We start from the raw sequence: 19,990 nt of genomic DNA on the forward strand, positions 1-19,990 counted from the left end.
GTTTACTATGAGTTTTTCAGATGAACGTCTCCAGCGTGAAAAGGTCTTTCGCGACCCAATCCACGGTACCATTACGGTTGACAACCAGATTATTCTCGACCTGATCGACACTCCTGAGTTTCAGCGCCTGCGTCGGGTCAAACAGCTCGGCACCACCTCACTTGTCTTTCATGGAGCCGAACACTCACGCTTCGGTCACTGTCTCGGCGTCTACGAAATTGCTAGGCGGATGTGCAACCACTTCCAGCGCAACTATCCGTCTCAGCAGCCGGGCGACGGCCGCTGGGACGATCGAGAACGGCCGATTGCCCTCTGCGCGGCCCTCTTGCATGACCTCGGCCATGGTCCTTTTTCGCACACCTTCGAGCACATTTTCAAGACAAATCATGAGGCAATCACCCGGCAGCTGATTACCAGTCCCCAAACCAACGTCAACCGTATTCTGCGCCGTTGCGGAGCCGACTTTCCGCAAAAGGTTGCCAGCGTGATCGACCACACCTATCCCAACCAGCAAGTCGTTCAGATGATTTCGAGCCAGGTGGACGCCGACCGGATGGACTATCTGCAACGTGACGCCTACTATACCGGAACCAATTACGGCAAGTTCGACCTGGACCGTGTCCTCCGGGTGATGCAACCGACAAAAGACGGAATCTCATTCTCCATGTCAGGAATGCACGCCGTCGAAGACTATATTATCTCCCGGCTGCAGATGTATCTGCAAGTCTACTTCCATCCCGTTACTCGCTCACTGGAGGTAATCCTTGACCATCTCTTGATGCGGGCTAAATACCTCTACCAGCACCCCCGAATGGCAGAACCTGAATTTACGCCCCGCTTACTGATGCCCTTTTTCAGCGGCCACTTCAGTCTCAACGACTACCTGGCACTCGACGACGGCAGCCTGACGACCTACTTCACCCACTGGAAAGGGGCCCACGATGATATCTTGCGTGATTTAGCCCACCGTTTCCTGGACCGGCGGCCCTTCAAGTCGGTAGAATACGATGCCCAGACCGCGAAACTACTGCCACGTTTGCGAGATCTCACCACCCGGGCGGGTTTTGACAGCAACTACTTCACTGCCGTCAACTCCAGTTACAAGCTCCCTTACGACACCTACCATCCCCAAGCCTCCGAGCCGCAAACCCAGATCGAGCTCCGCCAGCCCGATGGTTCGCAGGTTGAGCTCTCCCAAGTCAGTACCCTGGTTGCCAGTGTTTCCGGCAAAGAGGCTGGTGACCAGCGTTTCTTCTTCCCGCGCGAGATGTTGAGTCAGGAGGGTGATGAGCTCTTCCAACCACTCTATGATGAATTCCAATCTTATCTCAAAAATAATCACTTAGTCGACCCCCGAAAGGAAAAACATCATGACAATTAAAATGATCGCAATCGATATCGACGGCACCTTAAATAACGACAATCACCACATCACCCCGGCTGTCAAAAAAGCTATCCAGACTGCGGTCCAACAAGGGATTAAGATTGTCCTCTGTACTGGCCGCCCCATGCCTGGGGTCTGGCCCTACCTCCAGGACCTAAACCTGCAAGGCCGCGATGACCAATACGTAATCAGTTTTAACGGCGGTCTCGCTCAAACCACCAACGGCCAAATTGAAGCCCACTACACGATTGACTTTGATGACTACCTGGATTGGGAATTATTTGCCCGCCAAGCAAACGTCCACGCCCATATGGAAACTGCCGAGGATATTTACACAGCCAACCAGGACATCAGCCGCTATAGCATCGTTGAGACTTACCTCGCCAATATGCGGCTCCATTACCGTTCAATGGACCAGATCAATGCCATGCGGAATCATATTACCATCTGCAAGCTGATGATGCTGGGAGATAAAGAAGAATTGGACCGGGTCTATCAGCAGATTCCCGCCCGCATCCAGGAGAAGTTCCATATCCTCCGCAGTGAAGATTTCTACATCGAGTACATCAATAAGGCTGCCAGCAAGGGAAACGCACTCCGCAATCTAGGACAAAGGCTCGGGATCCAGCAAAATGAGATCATGGCCCTGGGCAACGGCGGTAACGATCTGTCGATGATCAAATACGCTGGCCTCGGCGTCGCGATGGGTAATTCAATTCCCCAGGTACTGGACCTGGCCGACGTCGTAACCGCGGACAATAATCACGACGGGGTTGCCGCCGCGATCAACAAATACGTTCTGAAATAGTGTCCGTTGCCAAAACAAAAGGGACTGGAGAAAATTCCAGCCCCTTTTTTGTATTATTAGGTGATCGTCGCAATAAGAAGCGCGCTTTGATCCCTTTTTTAGTCAATTTTGGTTACTGCGCCCGTCTTGCTGTTGTAGGAGTAAATTCCTACCATGTTAGCCACGGTGTTGTCGGCATTGTTGCGCCGCACTTCAAAGCGGAAGTTCTCGCCATTATCGGATTGGGTGATGATTTGGTAATCACTGCCGGTAAAGCCCATCTTAGTGGCAAAGTCCACGACCGACTGATCAACTGGCGTCTGGTCAGTTTGCGAACTGCTGGAACTAGCACTCGTAGCGCTCGATGAATTGGCCTGGGCCGCGGTTGAATTCTGCTTCTTAGTCGACACCTGGCCACCATTCGCCGCGCCGGCTGCCCGAGCCGATAGGTTATCCATTGCAGAGTTCAGGCGCTGATTGTTTGACTGGCGCTGACTGAGCGTTGACACGGTCTTTTGATAATCTTGCTTGTCGTAAGATTTCTGGGCCTGGACATATTTTTGCAAGTCCACCTTCAAAGCCTTGACTTGACTGGACGGGTTGTGCACGTCGTCGAGCCGGTCAATAGCCGTCTGGAAACGCCCCTCCTTAATCAGCTTTTGGGCTTCGCGGTAAGCTTTGGCTGACGGACTTTCGGCGGTTGCCTTACTACTGGTTGATGATGTAGAGCTGACCGCTGCTTGCTTGCCACAAGCCACGAGGGTCAGACTCGCGACGATTGCTAATCCCCCCGTCAACAAACGCCGGCTTAATTTCTTAGTCATTATTCTCACTCCCCTTGCTTAACTCACCCTTATTTTAGCATGGCGCTACCTTGCGAAGACATTTTTTAACTCCATCTTAATAAAGAAGTGACCAGTTGAACAGCAAACGCTCTGACACTAGTCACTTCTTTAAAATTATTAATTTTCGTCAGCCATCTGGGTGAAACGATTCTTAAAAAGCGGACTCACTGGCCGATTTTCGTTAATCCGCTTGATAGCTGAACCTAATAGTGGACCAACTGAAACTTGCTTGATCTTAGGCAGTTGCTTTTCTTTTGGCAACTGGATCGAGTCAGTTACAACGACTTCTTTCAACGGCGACTTAGCGAGCCGTTCGATGGCTGGTCCCGAGAAGACGGCGTGGGTAGCGGCCGCATAAACTTCACTGGCGCCTTGGTCAATCAATGCCTGGGCCCCTAACGTGATGGTTCCAGCCGTATCGATCATGTCGTCGAGCATGATACATTTCTTGCCCTTCACATCACCGATGATGTTCATAATCTGGGCAACATTAGCCTTTGGCCGCCGCTTATCGATAATCGCAATCGGAGCTTTCAAGAACTCGGCTAAGCGCCGGGCTCGCGTCACCCCACCGTGGTCTGGTGAAATGACCACCGCGTCCTTGGCAACACCCTGGTCAATAAAGTAATCAGCCAGTAACGGGGCCCCCATCAGGTGATCAACGGGGATATCAAAGAAACCTTGAATCTGAGCAGCGTGCAGGTCAAGGGCCAATACCCGGTCCGCGCCAGCGTTCTGGATCATATTTGCCACTAACTTGGCCGTAATTGGTTCCCGCGAGCGGGTCTTGCGGTCTTGACGGGCGTAGCCGTAGTATGGCATCACAACATTGATCGAATGAGCCGAAGCACGACGCAAAGCATCGATCATAATCAGCAATTCCATCAAGTTGTCATTGACCGGTGCTGAGGTCGATTGGATGACATAAACATTGTCACCACGAATACTCTCTTCGATGTTGATTTGAATTTCACCATCGCTAAAACGGTCAACCGAAACCTTACCAAGCTGAACCCCGACGGCATCGGCAATCTTTTGTGCCAAAGGACGATTGGAATTCAGAGCAAAAATCTTGAGACGGTCATCAAAATATCGTTGTTTCATCGGGTCCTCCAAAAAAATCATAAAGCCTACAGCTCTAATGATAGGGACAAATCAGGTAAAAAGTAACGCCTACCAAGGAAGTTTTTTGGCATAGTTAGGCTTATTGGTCTGCCGTTGACGCGCAATCGCCATATCAAAGCGTTCCGTCGAATCCGTAATCGTCGAACCGGCGGCAATAAACGAATCCGCCGCAATATTAACTGGAGCAACCAAATTGGAGTTGCTGCCAATGAAAGCGTGATCACCAACGTTGGTATGGTGCTTCTTAGAGCCATCGTAATTGACAAAGACAACCCCGCAACCAACGTTAATATTTTTGCCCAAGGTAGCGTTGCCGATATAGGTCAGATGCCCCACCTTGGTGCCGTCGCCGATGTAAGCTTTCTTTACTTCACAGAAGTTCCCAATGTGGACATTCTTGCCAATTTCGGCATTCGGCCGCAAGTGGCTGTTTGGACCAATGTCGCTACCGGTGTGCATCTCGGCTGATTCCAGGGTCGAAGAGGTGATCTTAACCCCATCATGGATCGTCGAACTAATGATCCGGGAACCAGAGCTGATGAAACAGTCACTGCCGATAGTCGTCCGACCCTTGATCACAACACCGCCTTCGATGACGGTATCGCGGCCGATCTTGACTCCCGCGTCGATATAAGTCGTGGCAGGGTCGATCATCGAGACACCTTGTGCCATCAACTGCTTATTGATCCGGGCCTGCATGATCTTGTTGGCCCGGGCCAGAGCAACCCGATCGTTAACCCCCATCGTTTCGTTGAAGTCATTGTCGCGGTAAGCCGTAACAACTTCGCCCTGCTGTTTCATGATGGCGATGACGTCGGTCAGGTAGTATTCGCCCTGAGCGTTGTCGTTATTGATCTTCTTCAGGGCTTGGAAGAGCTTGCGGTTATCAAAGCAGTACACCCCGGTATTGATTTCCTTGATTGCCTGCTCTTCTTTGCTAGCATCCTTTTGTTCGACAATCCGTTCGACAATTCCTACGTCATTGCGGATGATCCGCCCATAGCCCGTCGGGTCAGGAGCCACAGAGGTCAAAATCGTCGCTGCCGCGTGCCGTTGCTCGTGGTACTCAAAGAGGTGGTTGAAAGTTTCAGCAGTAAAAAGCGGGGTGTCCCCACTGACAACCAGCGTTTCGCCATCCGAACTGCCCAGCAGATCCTCAGTCTGCATTACCGCATGACCAGTCCCCAATTGCTGCTGTTGCAAGGCAAAACTCGTCCGCGATCCCAGCGTCTCTTTGACCGTGTCAGCACCGAAACCGACAACCGTCACAATATTATCAATGTGGGCCTTTCCTAACTGGTTGACAACGTGTTCCACCATCGTCCGTCCACAGACTTGGTGCAAGACCTTGTAGAGTTTCGACTTCATTCGCGTGCCTTTGCCGGCCGCTAACACAATTGCGTTTCTTTTAGCCATTTTTATGCTTCCTTCTCTTAATCATCAAAAACCGTTGTCATGTAACTACCTGGTTTTGCCACCAGTTTACTCCCGTTTTCCGCGGCCGTGTTAACTTTAATCAGCGATGTGCAATTTTCGACCAACCGCTGGCCGTCAAACTGCCCTTCAGCAAAAACGGTCATCCCGGCCAGGTGGGCTCCGAATTCCTTAATCAATGAGCACATCCCGTTGAGGGTGCCGCCACCCTTCATAAAGTCATCAACGACCACAACATGGGCACCAGCTGACAGCGTCCGCCGCGACAGCTCCATCTTTTTGATTCGCTGTGACGAACCAGAAACATAGTTGACGCTGACCGTCGAACCTTCCGTGATGTGGGAACTATTACGAACAATCACGAAGGGCCGATTGAGATACATGGCCACACTTTGGGCAATCGGAATCCCCTTGGTTTCGACCGTCATCACAACGTCCACGTCTGTATCAACATATTGAGTGGCAATCAATTGACCGACTGATCGCAGAATATCCGGCCGTCCCAGCAAATCAGAGAGGTAAACGTAACCACCCGGTAGCAAACGACTATCATCCGCAACCGCGTCCACCAACTGAGCAATCAGTTGTTCCGCATTTTCCTTTGAATACATCGGGGTGTAACGGGCCCCGCCGGAAGCACCCGGCAAAGTCTCCAAGCGGCCAATCCCATGATCGGCAAAGGTCTTGCGAATAATGCTTAAATCTTCACTAATCGACGACTTGGCAGAATCAAAACGTTCCCCGAAAAATTTCAGGGAAACGAGCTGCCGGGGATGTTCCATTAAGTAGTGGGTCATATCGACCAAACGATTACTACGTCGAACTTTCATCTTTCTACCTCTTTTTTCGTGTATCTGAACAATCACCGCCTAATAATAACACAAACGTTCGGATTTTACTAGAAAAATTGGTCCTTACCCAACCTTTTATTGCTTATCCCGCCAACGGTAGCCGAGTGCGCTAGCATAGATCAAAACCTCGATAGCGGCGATGAAAAAACTCACCGGCCAGTTAGTAAGGTAACCTAAATAGAGTCCCAGCCAAGTTCCCAATAGGGCAAAAAGAACTGCTAACAGCATCATCTTGGCCACCCCGTGGGTAAAATACTTGGCACTGGCTGCCGGCAAAGTCAGCAAAATAAAGATCAGCAGCGAACCGACGATCTGAGCGGCCACGCTGACCGACAACGCGATCAATAGCAGAAAGGCAATCGAAATCCCCAGACCGCTCACTCCATTTACCTGCGCCCCCACCGCGTCAAAGGAATCGAACTTCAGCCAACGATAAATCAGAGCGACGACTCCTAACACCAACAGTGAAAGAAGGGTTAACTGGTGCACTTCCCCACGGCTAATCCCGACGACACTGCCGAATAAAATGCTCGTCGCCGAGCTAGCGCTTTGGTTACTCAGCGAAAGGAAAAGAATCCCCAGGCCGATAAAAAGAGCCGAAACTGCACTGATGACTGACTCCCGTCGCGATTCATCACTGCTGAATTGCCCCACCAGAACCGAACTCAGCATCGTATACAAAAGCATCCCCAGCAATGGCGACCAGCCGACAAAAGTCGCGAAGGCGGCGCCCGCAAACCCAATTTCCGAAAGGGTGTGGGTCAAAAAAGACATGTTGCGAGCGACGACGAAAACACCGATCACCCCGCTGACAATCGCAATCATCGTACTGGCCACAAAGGCGTGGCGCATAAAACTCAAGGCAAACATCAGTCATCCTCCTCTAACTCACTGGGAAAGTCATTGATCGGCCCCTGGCTAAAACGGCCACCCGGTTCAAGATGCAAATAACGATTGCCATAACGCTTCGCCAATTCCCAGTCGTGGGTCACAAAGAGAACACTCAAGTTCTGTTGCTGAAACTTGGCGACCAGATCCAGCAGTTCGAATTTAATATCGTTGTCCAGGCTGGCCGTGGACTCATCCATAATCAACAACTGTGGCTGGTTCAAGAGGGCCTGCGCCAGGTAAGCGCGCTGTTTTTCACCGCCCGAGGCCAGTCCCAGCGGCCGGTCGGCGATGGCTGTCAGTGAGGTTGCCGCCAAAATCTGGCGCAGCTGTTGCCGCTCGGCTCGGTTCAACCAGGGGCGGATCGTTCGTGGCAAGTTGAGGGCCACAAAATCAGCGATGGATAAGGGGTATTCCGCGTCCAGGTTGCGGAATTGCGGCACGTAACCGATCCGTAATCCCGCTTGCCGATGCACTTCACCTGCGGCCGGCTTTTTAATCCCCAACAGGGCCTTGACGAGGGTAGTTTTCCCAACCCCATTTTCACCGATCAGAACCAAAAAGTCGCCCTCATTAATGGCAAAGCTCAGATCGCTCACAATAGTCCGCCGTCCGTAGCGCAATGTTAAATTGTTGACGTCAATGATTGAGATTGCTATTCTCCTCCGTTTGAATTTTAATCAGCTGACGGTACTGCCGCCGCATCCATTCGACATAATTTTCCTTATTCGGTTGGGCTTCGCTGACCCGTAAAATCGGCACCTTTTCCCTGCGGGCCAGTTTCGTCAAATTATTAATCATCCGGTCGCTTGTCTGTGAATTTTCCACCAAAAAGGCAATTTTGTGCTGGCGCAGATCGTCCTGGAGCCGTTTAATATCGGCTGGCGAGGGATCATTGCCATCTTCGACCGCTTTGGCAAAGTGACGGTCGTTGATCTGGTAACCCAAATTTTCAAGGGCATAGTCAAAGACCGGCTCCGTAACGTCAACTTGCTGCTGAGCCGAATGGGCGGCGTTGGCCTTGGCCCGGGCAATCTCCTTGTTGAGTTTCTCTTGCGATCGCCGGTAAACCACCGCTCGCGCCCGGTAGTAATCGGCATGTCGAGGGTCGAGTCGGGCGTAACGTTTTGCCAAGATGGTTGCCAGGTCAGGCATCGTCTTCGGACGATACCACACGTGCTCATTACTCCCCGCTTTTTTGCCGGCAACTTGACGAGCAACGTTAATGACCGTCTGGTGTTCGTCATTTCCGGCTACGAGCTGGCTCAGCCACTGGTCGTAGCCAAGTCCATTTTCAATGACGACATTGGCTCGAGCAACCTGCTCTGCTTGCGAGGTGGATGGTTGAAAGTCATGGGGATCAACAGCCGTCCCGTTGATAATCGACGTCACCTGGCCGTACTTGCCGGCCACCGCCCGTGCCGCTTCTCCGTAAAAATTCAGACTCGTTACGACCCGAATCGGTCGTGACCGCTGCTGGCGCGGTTGCCAACCGGTCAGTATCAGCACCAAGATGACTGCAAGAGCCGCTGTCAAACTGGCAACGCCGATAATAAAGTTGCGATTTTTCAAATTAAACTCCTCATTGAAAAAGCGCGAACGGCCCTTTACGGTAACCTCTTCGCACTCTATCAGTCTTATAGCAACATAATTCGGTAAACCTCCCGGCAAAAGCCCCGAAGACCATTTTCCAGGCGCTTAGCACGGGATTCATTGTGACATAGGGCAAACATCGTCGGCCCGGTCCCACTCATCTGAGCGGCATCCGCCCCCAGTTTGATCATCTGGCTCTTAATCCGCTTGATCTGCGGAAACTCAGCCGCTGTCAGCGGTTCCAAGACATTGCCCATGTATTGAAAGCTCGCCGGCCAGTCGCCCTGCCGAATAGCGGCCACCAAAGCATCGGTCTGCAAGTGTTCCAGCTTCTCGTAGTTGATCTGTCGCAAAATTCGTGGCGTCGACACACTGATTTTCTGCTTGGCAATCACTGCCCAATAATGGGGAAAAGCCGGCAATACCTCAACCTGCTCCCCGTGGCCAGTGACCCGAGCTGTCGTCCCGTAAACGCAGTAGGGAACGTCCGAATCGATCGACAGCGACAACTGGGCCAGTTCGCTTTGCCGCAAGCCGAGACGCCAAACCTTGTTAAGAGCGCGCAAAACAGCCGCCGCATCACTCGAGCCTCCGCCCAAACCGGCGGCGACGGGAATATGTTTGCGAATCCGGATCGTCACGCCCTCAGTAATATGAAAGCGGGATTTCAAGATGTGGGCCGCCTGAAAAGCCAGGTTGCGCTGATCATTGGGCAGATAGCAACTATCCGTATAGACCTTAATAGTCTGGGGGCGAGCATGGGTTTCGACCGTCACGTAGTCGGCCAGGTCGACCGACGCCATGACCATGTCCCATTTGGGCAGACCGTCTAAATAACGCATCGGCGTGTCCAAAGCCAGGTTGATCTTTGCCGGCGCTTTTTCGTGAATAATCATTAATCAGCCCCCCTCTCGTATTTTTTTATTAATTATACTAAGAGGACGCTCCTGCTTTCAACTGACCATCAAAATGTCATAGTCAAGACAACAATGGCCTCTAATATTCGTCAAAAGCCGAACACTAGAGGCCTCTTATTACTCACCGGGCGTGATTGCCCGCCAGAAATGCTTTCTCACGCCTATATTTAATAACTATCAGAGCCAACCCGCCTCAGCCAGCGCGTTGGTTAGGGCGCTAAACTGGGCAATGGTTAGCTGTTCCGGCCGCACCTGTGGATCAATACCCAAGTCGTTGAGCACCGGCAGAAAGTCACTCTTCTTTCCCAACAGGGCCCGCAAGTTATTGCGCAGACTCTTGCGCCGGTGGGCAAAACAGCCCCGCACCACCCGGAAAAATAAGCGATCCGATACCGGTTGGGGCTGTATTTCCCCCGATCGCGGTGTCAGAAGCACAATCGCTGAATCAACGTTGGGCTGGGGCACGAAGGCGTGCCGTGAGACCCCGAAGGCAAGCCGGGCTTGCATCCGGTATTGAACCGCGACGGTCAAGGTCCCATATGCTTTCGTACCAGGAACGGCCGTCAACCTGTCGGCAACTTCGCGCTGCATCATCACACAAATCACGTCCCAGTGCACTGGTGTCGACAAGAGATGAATGAGGATCGGACTGGTGATGTAATATGGGAGGTTGGCAACGACCTTGATGGGCTTGTTAGGATCCTTGAACTCGCTTTTGATCAGTGCTGGCAGGTCAGCTTTCATAACGTCCTGCTCCTTGATCGTCACGTTATGGTAAGCCGCCAAAAGATTCTGGAGAACTGGAATCAGCGTGCTGTCAATTTCCAAAGCGAGAACCTGCCCCGCTCGTTTGGCCAGCTGCTCTGTCAATGCACCAAGGCCGGGGCCAATTTCAATCACGTTATCGTCCTTCGTAATTTCTGCGGCATCAACAATGTGCTGGAGGACGTGAAGATCAGTCAAAAAATTCTGGCCGTAGCCCTTTTTAGCATGGAGGCCATACTTCTTCATGATTGCCCGCGTTCGACTGAGCTTACCGATCGATTCCGCCATCCTGATCCTCCTCATTAATGCTGTTCAGTGCCTGTGAAAAGTCCTGCCGGCTGATCTGAAACAGGTTCAACCGGTGCAGGAGCTGCTTGCCATTGCCGTAGCCGATTCCTAATTTCTGGCCCAATAATTCGCGACGCCGCCGTGCCGTTGGGGCGTTGACGAGATCAGCCTGGGCAAGATCACGATACGTAAATAACGGTGCTTTATCTGCCGGAGCTTCCGTATAGACGTTCGCTAGGGCCTGGCGAATCACTGCCGGGCTGGCGTGCTCAACCCCCAGGCTACCATGTGCGAGGGTCGGCACCCCTTGATCGCGCCGGATAAAGGCGTGTTTGGCACCTGGCACCGCTTGACTGATCATCTTGCGCAGGCGTTCCCCGTTAAAATCAGGATCGGTGAAAATGATTACCCCCCGCCGCGCTTGCAGCTTCTGCAGACGCTTCAGATCGGCAGCTGATAGGGCTGACCCCCGCGTTTCGTAGGTGTCAGCCTGGACAGCTTTTTCAATTTGTTTGGTGTCATCCTTACCTTCGACAACGATAACTTCTTTAATCTTCTTCATACTGCTCCCTCACCGGAAACAATTCCCGGGCATTGCGAAACGACGTAGCGGCCACTTCTTCTGACGAACATCCCTTGAGTTTGGCCACGCCCTCAACTACGTAGCGGCTATAAGCGGGCTCGTTACGCTGACCCCGGTAAGGCTCGGGGGTCAGATAGGGCGCATCCGTTTCAACGAGCAAACGGTCCAGGGGCGTTTCTTTGACCGCCGCTTGAACATCAGCAGCGTTATGGAAAGTCGCCACCCCGCTATAAGAGACCTGCATCCCCAGTTCGAGAAAACGATGCAGCCAAACAGTATCCCCGTTAAAACTGTGCATCACCCCGCCGAAATCTTCGACATGAGCTTGTTTTAACAAGCTGTATGTGTCAGCCAGGGCGTCCCGACAGTGAACCGAAATCGGCAGGTGCATCCTTCTGGCAATCGCTAGCTGATCGGCAAAAACCCGCTGCTGAACGTCACGGGGCGAACTATCCCAGTGGTAATCCAGGCCGATTTCTCCCAGGCTAACCACCTCGGGACGCTTGAGATCCTTGATCAACTGTTCGCGCTGCTGGGGACCAAAATTGCGGGAATCTTCGGGATGCCAACCGATAATGGCATGAAGCTGCGGATAGTCATGTGCCAGTCGCAGCGCCCGCTCGTTCAATTTCTCGTTTGATCCGACCATATTCATCTCGACGACGCCCAAGTGCTGCGCCCGGTTCAACCAAGCCGGCACATCATCATAAAAGTCGTCATCATTTAAGTGGGTGTGGGAATCATAAATCTTCATGACCGGCCGAACCGGGCTGATCGCCGCTTGATAATCAAAACCCTTACTCAACGTGGGACCCCGGAACAAGATTGTCGGGAACAGTTACCACTTGGATCTTTCCGTCGTGCTCAGCCGAGAGAAGCATCCCCTGGCTAACTTCACCACGCATCTTCCGCGGCTTCAAGTTGGCTACGATCAGGACCTTTTTGCCAACCAGCACGGACGGATCTGGATACCACTTAGCAATGCCAGACAGAATTTGCCGGCCAGTTGCCGACCCATCGTCCATGTGGAACTTCAGCAACTTGTCCGCGTTCTCGACATGGCTGGCTTCCGTAATGGTGGCAACCACCAGTTCAACCTTATCAAAAGCCTCGATCCGGATCTGCTTCTTATCGCCATTGGCTTCCGCCGCCTTATCGCGAGCGGCCTGCTTGGCTTCTTCCATCGCTTTGCGCCCTTTAACCTTGGTGTTCTTGCTCATCTTGCTCTTCAGGAAAGCCACTTCTTCCTTCGTATCGCGCCGTGGGAATAGTGGCGTTCCCTTCTTCACAACTGTCGCCGTAGCTGGGAAGTCATCGAACTGCAGGTCAGCGATTGACAGTGGTTCTGTGCTTAATCCCAGTTGACCCATGACACCGCCGTAGGTGTGAGTCATGATTGGTTGCAAGAGAGCAGCGATCACACGCAGGCTTTTGGCAAGGTTGGTTAAGACGTCGCTGAGTTCATCCTTCTTGCTTTCATCCTTGGCGAGTTTCCATGGTTCCGTCTCGTCGATGTACTTGTTGGCCCGGGAAACCAGTTCCCAAACAGCTGCCAAGGCGTCGGCGAAGCGTGTCTTGTCCATGTAGACGCGGTAATTTTGAATCGAATTGGTAGCCGTCTGCTTCAGATCGTCGTCGTAAGCGGTCTGGGCCTCCGGCTGACCAGCCAGTTTGCCGCCTTGGTACTTGTTAATCATGGCAACGGTCCGGTTCAGCAGGTTGCCGAGGTCATTGGCCAGGTCAAAGTTGACCTTGTCGACAAAGTCTTCGGGACTGAAGATCCCGTCATTGCCAAAAGGCATCGACTTGAGCAGGTAGTAACGGGTCGCGTCCAGACCATAGCGATCCACCAGGGTTTCGGGATAGATGACGTTGCCCTTGGACTTAGACATCTTACCGTCCTTCATCGTCAACCAGCCGTGACCGATAACGTGCTTCGGCAGCGGCAGGCCAAGAGCGTGAAGGATGATTGGCCAGTAGATGGTGTGGAAACGCACAATTTCCTTGCCGACCATTTGAATGTCAGCTGGCCAGTACTTCTTGAACAGGGAATCATCATCGCTGCCGTAACCCAACGCCGTGATATAGTTCGACAAAGCATCGATCCACACGTAGACCACGTGCTTCGGATCAGTCGGCACCTTAACTCCCCAGTTGAAAGAGGTCCGGGAAACGGAGAGGTCTTCCAGGCCGGGCTTCAGGAAGTTATTGATCATTTCATTCATTCGTGAACGCGGTTCGATGAAGTCAGGGTGTTCCTTGTAGTAGTTCATCAACCAGTCAGCATACTTGCTCATCTTGAAGAAATAGGATTCTTCTTTGACCAGCTTAACTTCATGGCCGGACGGGGCCTTCCCGCCGATGACGTTACCGTCCTTGTCGCGATACACTTCGGCCAGTTGACTGTCGGTAAAGTACTCTTCGTCGTCCACCGAGTACCAGCCGGTGTACTCCCCCTTATAGATGTCGCCCTGCTTCAGCAGTTTGTCAAAAATCTTTTGAACGGCCTTTTCGTGATAATCATCAGTCGTCCGGATGAACTTGTCATTGGAAATGTCCAATACCTTCCACAATTGCTTGATTTGGGCCGCCATCTTGTCAACGTATTCCTTGGGCTGCATCCCCAATTGTTCTGCTTTTTGTTCGATCTTCAGACCGTGTTCGTCGGTTCCCGTCAGGAAGAAAACATCAAACCCGCTCAGCCGCTTATAGCGTGCCATCGCGTCACAAGCAACGGTCGTGTAGGAATTCCCAATATGTAATTTACCAGATGGATAGTAAATTGGTGTCGTAATATAAAAAGTTGGTTTTTTTTCAGCCATTCGAGGCCCTTCTTTCATTAAAAACTCATAAATTATAATCTAGTATAACAAATCCCACCACTAATACATTCTTTTTTTGGCTGGACAGTTCACATTCTCAAAACAGACTGAGCTGCTTGGGTGGCCGTTTGTTCAAGCCCTCAAAATGCAAGCCCATGATCTTCTGCAACTGAAGGGCATTGGGTGCCGCATCACGCGCCGAATTATTGTTAAAGATAACTGTGATCTCTTCGGGCTGGGGCGTCAGATTTTGAATCAGCTTGGCCAAGCCCGTCAGCTCCTGCTTGGAGTAACGGTAAAGGGTCCGCCGCTGCCGCCACTCCTTGCCCGGATGGTTCCAGCCTGTTACATTGCGCCCGTGCAAGCGGATCATCGCAAGTGCTGGGCTGGTCGTCCGCAGGTAAAAGGGAATGCTGGTAGCCGTCGTATGCGGCTCGTCCGCCGCCACCAAGGTAAAGCCCATGTCACGACAAAACGCGGCGGTCGGCCCGGCCACCCCGTGAGCCAGCCAACTGGCGTGGCGAAATTCAACCGCGATCGGCAGCGAGCCCATTAGTCTGCGGACTGTCTGCAGGTAGTCAATATTGGCCGGCACTGCCGTGAAGTATGGCGGAAATTGGAAGAGAATGGTCTTCAGCTGTCCCGCTGCCGTCAGTGGCGCAATTGCTTCCCGGTACTGAGCAAAGACGTCCGCCAGCGGGGGTTGCTGATCGGCAAAGCCGTTGAGGTGCTTGGTCATCGCCCGGTTGGCCTTCATGATGAATTGGAAGTTTGCCGGCACCTCCGCCAGCCACTTGATCACAGTCGTCTGCCGGGGAATCGCGTAAAAAGAAGTGTCAACTTCCACCGTCGGCAAATATTGGGCATACTCGCTGAGTTTCACCGGCCGGTGTGCTCCATCGATCAAGGCCGGGTGCTCCGACCAGGTGGTCAACCCGAGACTTACTTTCATCACGTTCATCCCCTTCTTTGTTGTTTTCCATTTTACACCAGAAGCACAAAAACTCAGCACTGGTGCCATCAAGCACCATGCTGAGTTTTCGCCTTACTTATCATATTTTTGCAGATTAAATTTTTGGATCGCATTGATCAGCTTATTGGCGTAATCCGGATCCGTCGCATAGCCGTCCTGTTGCAGGTCCCGGGCAGCTTCTTTGTAATTCTTCGCCTTGGTAACGTTTTGGTAACGATGCGGATTGTCCGTCGTCCCAGCCAAAAGCAAGCGGGTGTGAGCATCGATCGAGTCCGCCCAACTGTCATAGGTAGCAAAGTAGACCTTCACGTGTTTTTTCTTACCGTTGAGGTATTCCGTCGTCATCAGTCTGACCCGGTGTTTCTTGTCCATGGCCTTCACCCCGAACAAGTTGTGATACTTCTGAGCCAGGGAGCTGCGTCCCCATTCGGATTCCAATCCCGCCTGGGCGATGATAATGCTGGCCGGAATCCCGGTCCTTTTTTGTTCCCGCTGAGCGGCTGGAGCAATTGTCTTAATGAAACGGGTCGCGGAGATCTGAGCGTTTTGCTGTTGGCGTTGCTGCTGCCGCTGCACGGCAACGTGGTGGGCATAGAAACCACCTGCGGCGACTACCAGCACTATGACAATGATCACGCCGGCGATTAGCCAGCCATGTCGCTTCTTTTTCATCTCGTTCTCCCCTCCCTTCGATCCAGTTGCTGATTCATTCTAGCAGTCATTTATGAATTTTTCTTAACTAAATGGTGACGATTATTGTCATCGACCCCTATGACGGGTCGTTTGGCACCTGTAACTGGTCGAAGAACTTAACCGCATCATCCTGAATCATCGTGAATTTAACCGGCAAATTCAGTTTTTGCTGGTTGATCGCTAGGATCTTAGCTTGCGGATTGGCATATTCCAGTAGACCGGCAAAAGGATAGACAACCATCGAAGTTCCGACAATCACAACCAGGTCTGCGGCCTGCATCGCCGCCAGTGACCGACTGATGCTGTCCTGCTTGATCCCCTCATCGTAGAGAACAATGTCCGGCCGCAAGGCGCCGCCACAACCTTGGTGAATCCGGTCCTTGAGGTAGTCGTGCCAGTCGACGTCTCGGCCGCATTTCTCGCAGTAAACATGGTAGAGATTGCCGTGAAAGTCGACCAAGTACTTGGTGTTGGCCCGCTCATAGAGGTTATCAATATTTTGAGTGATCACTGTTGCCCGGTCCTGGCGCGTCAAAGCCGCCTGTTTTTCATGGATGACGTTCGGTTTAGCGTCCGGAAAATAGAGGTTTTGCTTACAATACTGGTAAAAACCGTCGGGATCACTCTCAAAGTAGCGGTGACTCAAGTAGTACTCAGCGTTCTTGTTCTTCGTGTAGAGGCCGTTGGCAGACCGAAAGTCAGGAATCCCCGACGCTGTCGAAACGCCGGCCCCGGTCAGAAAAACAATCCGCTGGGCCTGGTCAAATAAACTTTGAATTGCTGCATCCATGCGATCACTCCCTAACGATAAATGGCACGTTCAAGTTTTTCAGCAACGTTTCTACTGATTCGTGGTAAAACTTCAGCATATCGTTGGATGAGTAATCACCCTTTGGTGCTGAAATGACAAAGGAATTCTGGTGGTCGCCCTTGGCTAAACCAACGTAGGCCTTCCGTCCGGTTTCCCGCGAATCCATCCCCGAGTGGTAAATATCATAGAGCTGGTCCACGTGCAAGCGTAGTTGCCGCTTGGAGAGAACCGGAGAAAGGGTCGTAAATTCGTTGTTGTTCAGCTTTGGCAGACCCCAATCCTGCATCTGCTCATCAAACAAACGGAACAATTTGACAACCATCCGCCGCATACCAAACGGTGAATCAACTGGCTTCTCCGTAATCTTTGCGTACAGTTTCTTCGCCGCTGTCAAGGCGAGTGGGTAGTGCTGTTTGAGTTGGTCTTCGTATTTTGGCAAGTGGTCGCCGTAAAAGACCAGGGCATCCAGGACCGTCAGAAGCCGAAGGGTCCGCTCATCATCAGCCTTCTCGCCTTCATCAGTCAGGGTGTGGAGAATTCCCTTCAAGTATTCCTGCTCAATTCGTTCGTTGATCAGGTTGTGCTTCCGCTGCTCGCTGACCACGACCCGGTGGGCCACCACGTTGTAGAGGTCCGTCGCCATAATCATCATCTGCTCGTCGAGCTCCTTCGTCCCCAGCGACAGTTCAAAGAAGATTTCGGGAAAGCCACGGAGAACCATCAAGAGGTGCAGCAGTTCGTGACTGGCCGTGTAGTTAGGTTCCGTCAAATCGGTCACCGTGATGAATAACCCACCTGGCAGGTTCATCTGTTCAGTCTGGTCATGACGAACGTAGCCGGATTTCTTGCCGTGGAATTGGACGAAAACGTTGGTCGGGTAGAGCCGGTTGACCTCGTCCAATAATTCCTGAGTGTCATCGTTTAGTTTGATTGGTTCTTCATCGCTCATTTGATCAATCCTTTCGTAATTTCAATAAAATATCTTTGGCCAGGGCCTTATCGGCGTGCTTAGCCTTGGCTAACTGGCGCGCTACTAATGGTGCTTCTTGTGCCGTCGCCCCGACGCTCAGTGCCAGGGAACGATACTGGAGTTTCATGTGCCCAGCCTGAATGCCATTGGTAGCAAGAGCTCGCAAGGCCGCCAGGTTCTGGGCCAAGCCGACGCTAGCCGCCACCTGGGCGAGCTGACGGGCCGTTTGAATGCCGCTGATCTGATAATTGAGGCGGGTTTGGGGATTGAGACCGATCGAACCACCGACGACCCCCGTCGGGAGCGGCAATGCCAGGTGGCCGATCAGTTCCGCATCTTGAATTTGCCAAGTGCTCAGCCCGCGGTATTGGCCATCACGGGCCGCATAGGCATGAGCCCCGCTTTCGATCGCCCGCCAGTCGTTACCGGCCGCGATCATCACCGCGTCAATGCCGTTCATAATCCCCTTGTTGTGAGTGGCCGCCCGGTAAGGATCGACCTGGGCCAATGCACTCAAGTCGGCAATCCCGCTAGCAGCTTCTTTACCACTAAAACCGTGACCGCCCAGATCAGCCAGGGCCACATGTGCCGTCACTTCCTGCACACTTTCCGTGGCAAGATTCGACAAAATCGCTGCCGTGACGTGCCACCCTTGCTGACGTACCAAGTCCGCAACGGCTTCCGCCATTGTATTGACGCAATTAGCCCCCATCGCTTCCTGGACGTCGATTTCGAGATCCAGACTCACAAAAGGCGGCTCTTGGCGAAGACGCAGGCCAACTGCACCTCCACCCCGCTTCTGCATCGACGGATGAGCCGCGTTCGCAGTAGCCAAAATGGTATCATGATGCGTCTTAACCCACTGCTGCAAGTCGGCAAAATCAGTAACGTCCTTGATAATAACTTGACCGATCATTAGTCGAGGGGCAGTGACCGCGTCAAAGCCGCCAGAACGGGCCACGCGCTGGGCACCATTGCTGGCCGCGGCGATCACCGAGGGCTCTTCAACCACCATCGGAACCGTATAGTGCCGGCCATTAACCAGCAAACCAACCGTGACCCCTTCCGGCAGCCGATAGTCGGTCAGATAATTTTCCACCAGCTGATTACCCAGCGGCGTCGCGTGTTCCTTCATTAATTGTTGCTGTGCAGGGCTTAGTCGCCGCTGCTCGCTGACAATGGCCTGACGGTCTGCAACCGATCGCCGGTAAAAACCGTGCTGCCAATTATTGTTCATGATGCTGCCTCATTTGGATGTATTCGGTGATGATTCCTTCCCGGACACCACTTTCCGAAAAAATCACCCGACCATCACGATTGCGCATCAGCAAGACTACCAACGGTAACATCCCGCCGATAATAATATCCGCCCGATCGGTCTCCAGGCCAAGCATGTTCTTGCGTTGCCGCAGGTTACGACTCAACAGCTCCCGGTAAGTAGCAAAGACCACCCGTGAGGTCAGCTTGTAACCATGGATAGAACGGTGGTGTAGCTGGCGGTGGGCCTGACTCATGCGTGCCAAAGTGCGGTTGGCACCGCCCAACAGGACGATCGGCACCCGGGTAGCATAGTGCAACCACGGAATCTTGTTGAAGCGCTGGCTAACCGAGGCTTCGGCCCGAAAGAGGTCGTGGGCCCGCACGTAGCCGCCGAGCTGGAATTGTTCGGATAAGTTAACGGCCCCGATCGGCACCGAAATCAGGTGGCTGGCCCGCCGGTGTTCAACGAGGATTAATTCACAACTAGCGCCGCCAACATCAAGAATCAAGCAGTGGTTAAGTTTGAGGGTCCGGATGACCCCCAAATAATCATAGTATGCTTCTTTTTTACCTGATAGAACGCGTAGTTCAATACCTGTCTCCTTTTTGACCCGGTTCAGGAATTCTTGACGGTTATGCGCTTGACGGACTGCTGCCGTCGTAATTGCCCGGACTTCGACTCCCGGATACTGCTCATAAATTTTTTTAAAGCGGTGAAGAGCGCTAATGACCCGGTCCATTGCTGCCGGTTGTAAGATTTTTTCGCGCCCCATCCCTTCTGACAGCCGTGCGTTTTCTTTGACGCGTTTGATCTCCCGGAAACGTCCGTCCGGTGATATTTCGTTGACTGCCATCCGTGCTGAATTCGATCCCAAGTCAACAATTGCGAGGTTTTTCATCACTAATGCCTCCGCTATATATGTTGATTTAAAAAAACTCACATTAATCTTACCATTTTTGCCACCGTTGCACACTGGATTAGACCACCATTCAAATATTTT

At 52.4% G+C, this 19,990-nt stretch carries 20 protein-coding genes; 2 read left to right on the top strand and 18 right to left on the bottom strand.

All coding sequences use genetic code 11. From position 1 onward, the window contains the following. Nucleotides 1–7 precede the first annotated feature (7 nt). Complete coding sequence (locus tag QOR82_RS00585) at nucleotides 8–1,381, top strand: HD domain-containing protein (RefSeq protein ID WP_283582828.1); 1,374 nt, start codon at nucleotides 8–10, stop codon at nucleotides 1,379–1,381. Then, complete coding sequence (yidA, locus tag QOR82_RS00590; RefSeq protein WP_283582829.1) at nucleotides 1,371–2,192, top strand: sugar-phosphatase; 822 nt, start codon at nucleotides 1,371–1,373, stop codon at nucleotides 2,190–2,192. Before QOR82_RS00585 ends, yidA begins: the two co-directional genes overlap by 11 nt. Nucleotides 2,193–2,290: 98 nt before the next feature. Here the strand turns inward: yidA and QOR82_RS00595 are convergent, their stop codons facing one another. From QOR82_RS00595 to QOR82_RS00680, 18 genes are all read right to left on the bottom strand, one after another. Beyond that, nucleotides 2,291–2,995 carry a hypothetical protein gene (locus tag QOR82_RS00595; RefSeq protein WP_283582830.1) on the bottom strand — a complete coding sequence of 235 codons (705 nt, stop codon included), beginning with the start codon at nucleotides 2,993–2,995 and terminating at the stop codon, nucleotides 2,291–2,293. 138 nt (nucleotides 2,996–3,133) lie between these two features. Further along, nucleotides 3,134–4,120, bottom strand: coding sequence for a ribose-phosphate diphosphokinase (locus QOR82_RS00600; protein ID WP_283582831.1), 987 nt, complete (start codon nucleotides 4,118–4,120; stop codon nucleotides 3,134–3,136). A gap of 69 nt (nucleotides 4,121–4,189) precedes the next feature. Further along, complete coding sequence (gene glmU / locus QOR82_RS00605) at nucleotides 4,190–5,557, bottom strand: bifunctional UDP-N-acetylglucosamine diphosphorylase/glucosamine-1-phosphate N-acetyltransferase GlmU (protein WP_283582832.1); 1,368 nt, start codon at nucleotides 5,555–5,557, stop codon at nucleotides 4,190–4,192. A 17-nt stretch (nucleotides 5,558–5,574) separates the two neighbouring features. Beyond that, nucleotides 5,575–6,405, bottom strand: coding sequence for a pur operon repressor (gene purR, locus QOR82_RS00610; protein ID WP_283582833.1), 831 nt, complete (start codon nucleotides 6,403–6,405; stop codon nucleotides 5,575–5,577). A 96-nt stretch (nucleotides 6,406–6,501) separates the two neighbouring features. Continuing rightward, complete coding sequence (locus QOR82_RS00615; protein ID WP_283582834.1) at nucleotides 6,502–7,296, bottom strand: metal ABC transporter permease; 795 nt, start codon at nucleotides 7,294–7,296, stop codon at nucleotides 6,502–6,504. Further along, nucleotides 7,296–7,967 (bottom strand): metal ABC transporter ATP-binding protein, encoded by a 672-nt coding sequence (locus tag QOR82_RS00620; protein ID WP_283582869.1) that lies wholly within the window; start codon nucleotides 7,965–7,967, stop codon nucleotides 7,296–7,298. Before QOR82_RS00620 ends, QOR82_RS00615 begins: the two co-directional genes overlap by 1 nt. Further along, nucleotides 7,954–8,886: a metal ABC transporter solute-binding protein, Zn/Mn family gene (locus QOR82_RS00625; protein WP_283582835.1), complete on the bottom strand. Its 933-nt coding sequence runs from the start codon at nucleotides 8,884–8,886 to the stop codon at nucleotides 7,954–7,956. The genes QOR82_RS00620 and QOR82_RS00625 overlap by 14 nt, the downstream gene beginning before the upstream one ends. Nucleotides 8,887–8,951: 65 nt before the next feature. Next, nucleotides 8,952–9,803 (bottom strand): 4-(cytidine 5'-diphospho)-2-C-methyl-D-erythritol kinase, encoded by an 852-nt coding sequence (ispE, locus tag QOR82_RS00630; protein ID WP_283582836.1) that lies wholly within the window; start codon nucleotides 9,801–9,803, stop codon nucleotides 8,952–8,954. A 198-nt stretch (nucleotides 9,804–10,001) separates the two neighbouring features. Next, the gene (gene rsmA, locus QOR82_RS00635; RefSeq protein ID WP_408612893.1) at nucleotides 10,002–10,883 is read right to left on the bottom strand and encodes a 16S rRNA (adenine(1518)-N(6)/adenine(1519)-N(6))-dimethyltransferase RsmA; all 882 of its coding nucleotides are present in this window, start codon (nucleotides 10,881–10,883) and stop codon (nucleotides 10,002–10,004) included. After that, nucleotides 10,858–11,439, bottom strand: a complete 582-nt coding sequence (rnmV, locus tag QOR82_RS00640) for a ribonuclease M5 (protein ID WP_283582838.1) — start codon at nucleotides 11,437–11,439, stop codon at nucleotides 10,858–10,860. Before rnmV ends, rsmA begins: the two co-directional genes overlap by 26 nt. After that, complete coding sequence (locus tag QOR82_RS00645) at nucleotides 11,426–12,214, bottom strand: TatD family hydrolase (RefSeq protein ID WP_283582870.1); 789 nt, start codon at nucleotides 12,212–12,214, stop codon at nucleotides 11,426–11,428. Before QOR82_RS00645 ends, rnmV begins: the two co-directional genes overlap by 14 nt. 43 nt (nucleotides 12,215–12,257) lie before the next feature. Beyond that, nucleotides 12,258–14,282 (bottom strand): methionine--tRNA ligase, encoded by a 2,025-nt coding sequence (gene metG, locus QOR82_RS00650; RefSeq protein ID WP_283582839.1) that lies wholly within the window; start codon nucleotides 14,280–14,282, stop codon nucleotides 12,258–12,260. Nucleotides 14,283–14,379: 97 nt separating this feature from the next. Then, nucleotides 14,380–15,234, bottom strand: coding sequence for a DUF72 domain-containing protein (locus QOR82_RS00655; protein ID WP_283582871.1), 855 nt, complete (start codon nucleotides 15,232–15,234; stop codon nucleotides 14,380–14,382). 93 nt (nucleotides 15,235–15,327) lie between these two features. Next, complete coding sequence (locus QOR82_RS00660; protein WP_283582840.1) at nucleotides 15,328–15,927, bottom strand: glycoside hydrolase family 73 protein; 600 nt, start codon at nucleotides 15,925–15,927, stop codon at nucleotides 15,328–15,330. Nucleotides 15,928–16,024: 97 nt separating this feature from the next. Beyond that, nucleotides 16,025–16,738, bottom strand: coding sequence for an NAD-dependent protein deacylase (locus QOR82_RS00665; RefSeq protein WP_283582841.1), 714 nt, complete (start codon nucleotides 16,736–16,738; stop codon nucleotides 16,025–16,027). Nucleotides 16,739–16,742: 4 nt separating this feature from the next. After that, nucleotides 16,743–17,708, bottom strand: coding sequence for an IpaB/EvcA family protein (locus QOR82_RS00670; protein WP_283582842.1), 966 nt, complete (start codon nucleotides 17,706–17,708; stop codon nucleotides 16,743–16,745). Nucleotides 17,709–17,712: 4 nt separating this feature from the next. Then, nucleotides 17,713–18,966 (bottom strand): hydroxymethylglutaryl-CoA reductase, degradative, encoded by a 1,254-nt coding sequence (locus QOR82_RS00675; protein WP_283582843.1) that lies wholly within the window; start codon nucleotides 18,964–18,966, stop codon nucleotides 17,713–17,715. Then, nucleotides 18,956–19,888: a Ppx/GppA family phosphatase gene (locus QOR82_RS00680; protein WP_283582844.1), complete on the bottom strand. Its 933-nt coding sequence runs from the start codon at nucleotides 19,886–19,888 to the stop codon at nucleotides 18,956–18,958. Before QOR82_RS00680 ends, QOR82_RS00675 begins: the two co-directional genes overlap by 11 nt. Nucleotides 19,889–19,990 lie beyond the last annotated feature (102 nt).

The sequence above is a fragment of the Limosilactobacillus difficilis genome (genome assembly GCF_947387495.1).
GTDB lineage: Bacteria > Bacillota > Bacilli > Lactobacillales > Lactobacillaceae > Limosilactobacillus > Limosilactobacillus difficilis.

What these genes read in the sequence shown, in the direction of transcription:
- QOR82_RS00680 (WP_283582844.1), bottom strand. Translation starts at nt 19,888, where the DNA reads ATGAAAAACCTCGCAATTGTTGACTTGGGATCGAATTCAGCACGGATG.
- yidA (WP_283582829.1), top strand. Translation starts at nt 1,371, where the DNA reads ATGACAATTAAAATGATCGCAATCGATATCGACGGCACCTTAAATAAC.
- QOR82_RS00615 (WP_283582834.1), bottom strand. Translation starts at nt 7,296, where the DNA reads ATGTTTGCCTTGAGTTTTATGCGCCACGCCTTTGTGGCCAGTACGATG.
- QOR82_RS00665 (WP_283582841.1), bottom strand. Translation starts at nt 16,738, where the DNA reads ATGGATGCAGCAATTCAAAGTTTATTTGACCAGGCCCAGCGGATTGTT.
- ispE (WP_283582836.1), bottom strand. Translation starts at nt 9,803, where the DNA reads ATGATTATTCACGAAAAAGCGCCGGCAAAGATCAACCTGGCTTTGGAC.
- QOR82_RS00660 (WP_283582840.1), bottom strand. Translation starts at nt 15,927, where the DNA reads ATGAAAAAGAAGCGACATGGCTGGCTAATCGCCGGCGTGATCATTGTC.
- glmU (WP_283582832.1), bottom strand. Translation starts at nt 5,557, where the DNA reads ATGGCTAAAAGAAACGCAATTGTGTTAGCGGCCGGCAAAGGCACGCGA.
- metG (WP_283582839.1), bottom strand. Translation starts at nt 14,282, where the DNA reads ATGGCTGAAAAAAAACCAACTTTTTATATTACGACACCAATTTACTAT.
- QOR82_RS00600 (WP_283582831.1), bottom strand. Translation starts at nt 4,120, where the DNA reads ATGAAACAACGATATTTTGATGACCGTCTCAAGATTTTTGCTCTGAAT.
- QOR82_RS00670 (WP_283582842.1), bottom strand. Translation starts at nt 17,708, where the DNA reads ATGAGCGATGAAGAACCAATCAAACTAAACGATGACACTCAGGAATTA.
- QOR82_RS00645 (WP_283582870.1), bottom strand. Translation starts at nt 12,214, where the DNA reads ATGAAGATTTATGATTCCCACACCCACTTAAATGATGACGACTTTTAT.
- purR (WP_283582833.1), bottom strand. Translation starts at nt 6,405, where the DNA reads ATGAAAGTTCGACGTAGTAATCGTTTGGTCGATATGACCCACTACTTA.
- QOR82_RS00675 (WP_283582843.1), bottom strand. Translation starts at nt 18,966, where the DNA reads ATGAACAATAATTGGCAGCACGGTTTTTACCGGCGATCGGTTGCAGAC.
- QOR82_RS00595 (WP_283582830.1), bottom strand. Translation starts at nt 2,995, where the DNA reads ATGACTAAGAAATTAAGCCGGCGTTTGTTGACGGGGGGATTAGCAATC.
- QOR82_RS00655 (WP_283582871.1), bottom strand. Translation starts at nt 15,234, where the DNA reads ATGAAAGTAAGTCTCGGGTTGACCACCTGGTCGGAGCACCCGGCCTTG.
- QOR82_RS00585 (WP_283582828.1), top strand. Translation starts at nt 8, where the DNA reads ATGAGTTTTTCAGATGAACGTCTCCAGCGTGAAAAGGTCTTTCGCGAC.
- rnmV (WP_283582838.1), bottom strand. Translation starts at nt 11,439, where the DNA reads ATGAAGAAGATTAAAGAAGTTATCGTTGTCGAAGGTAAGGATGACACC.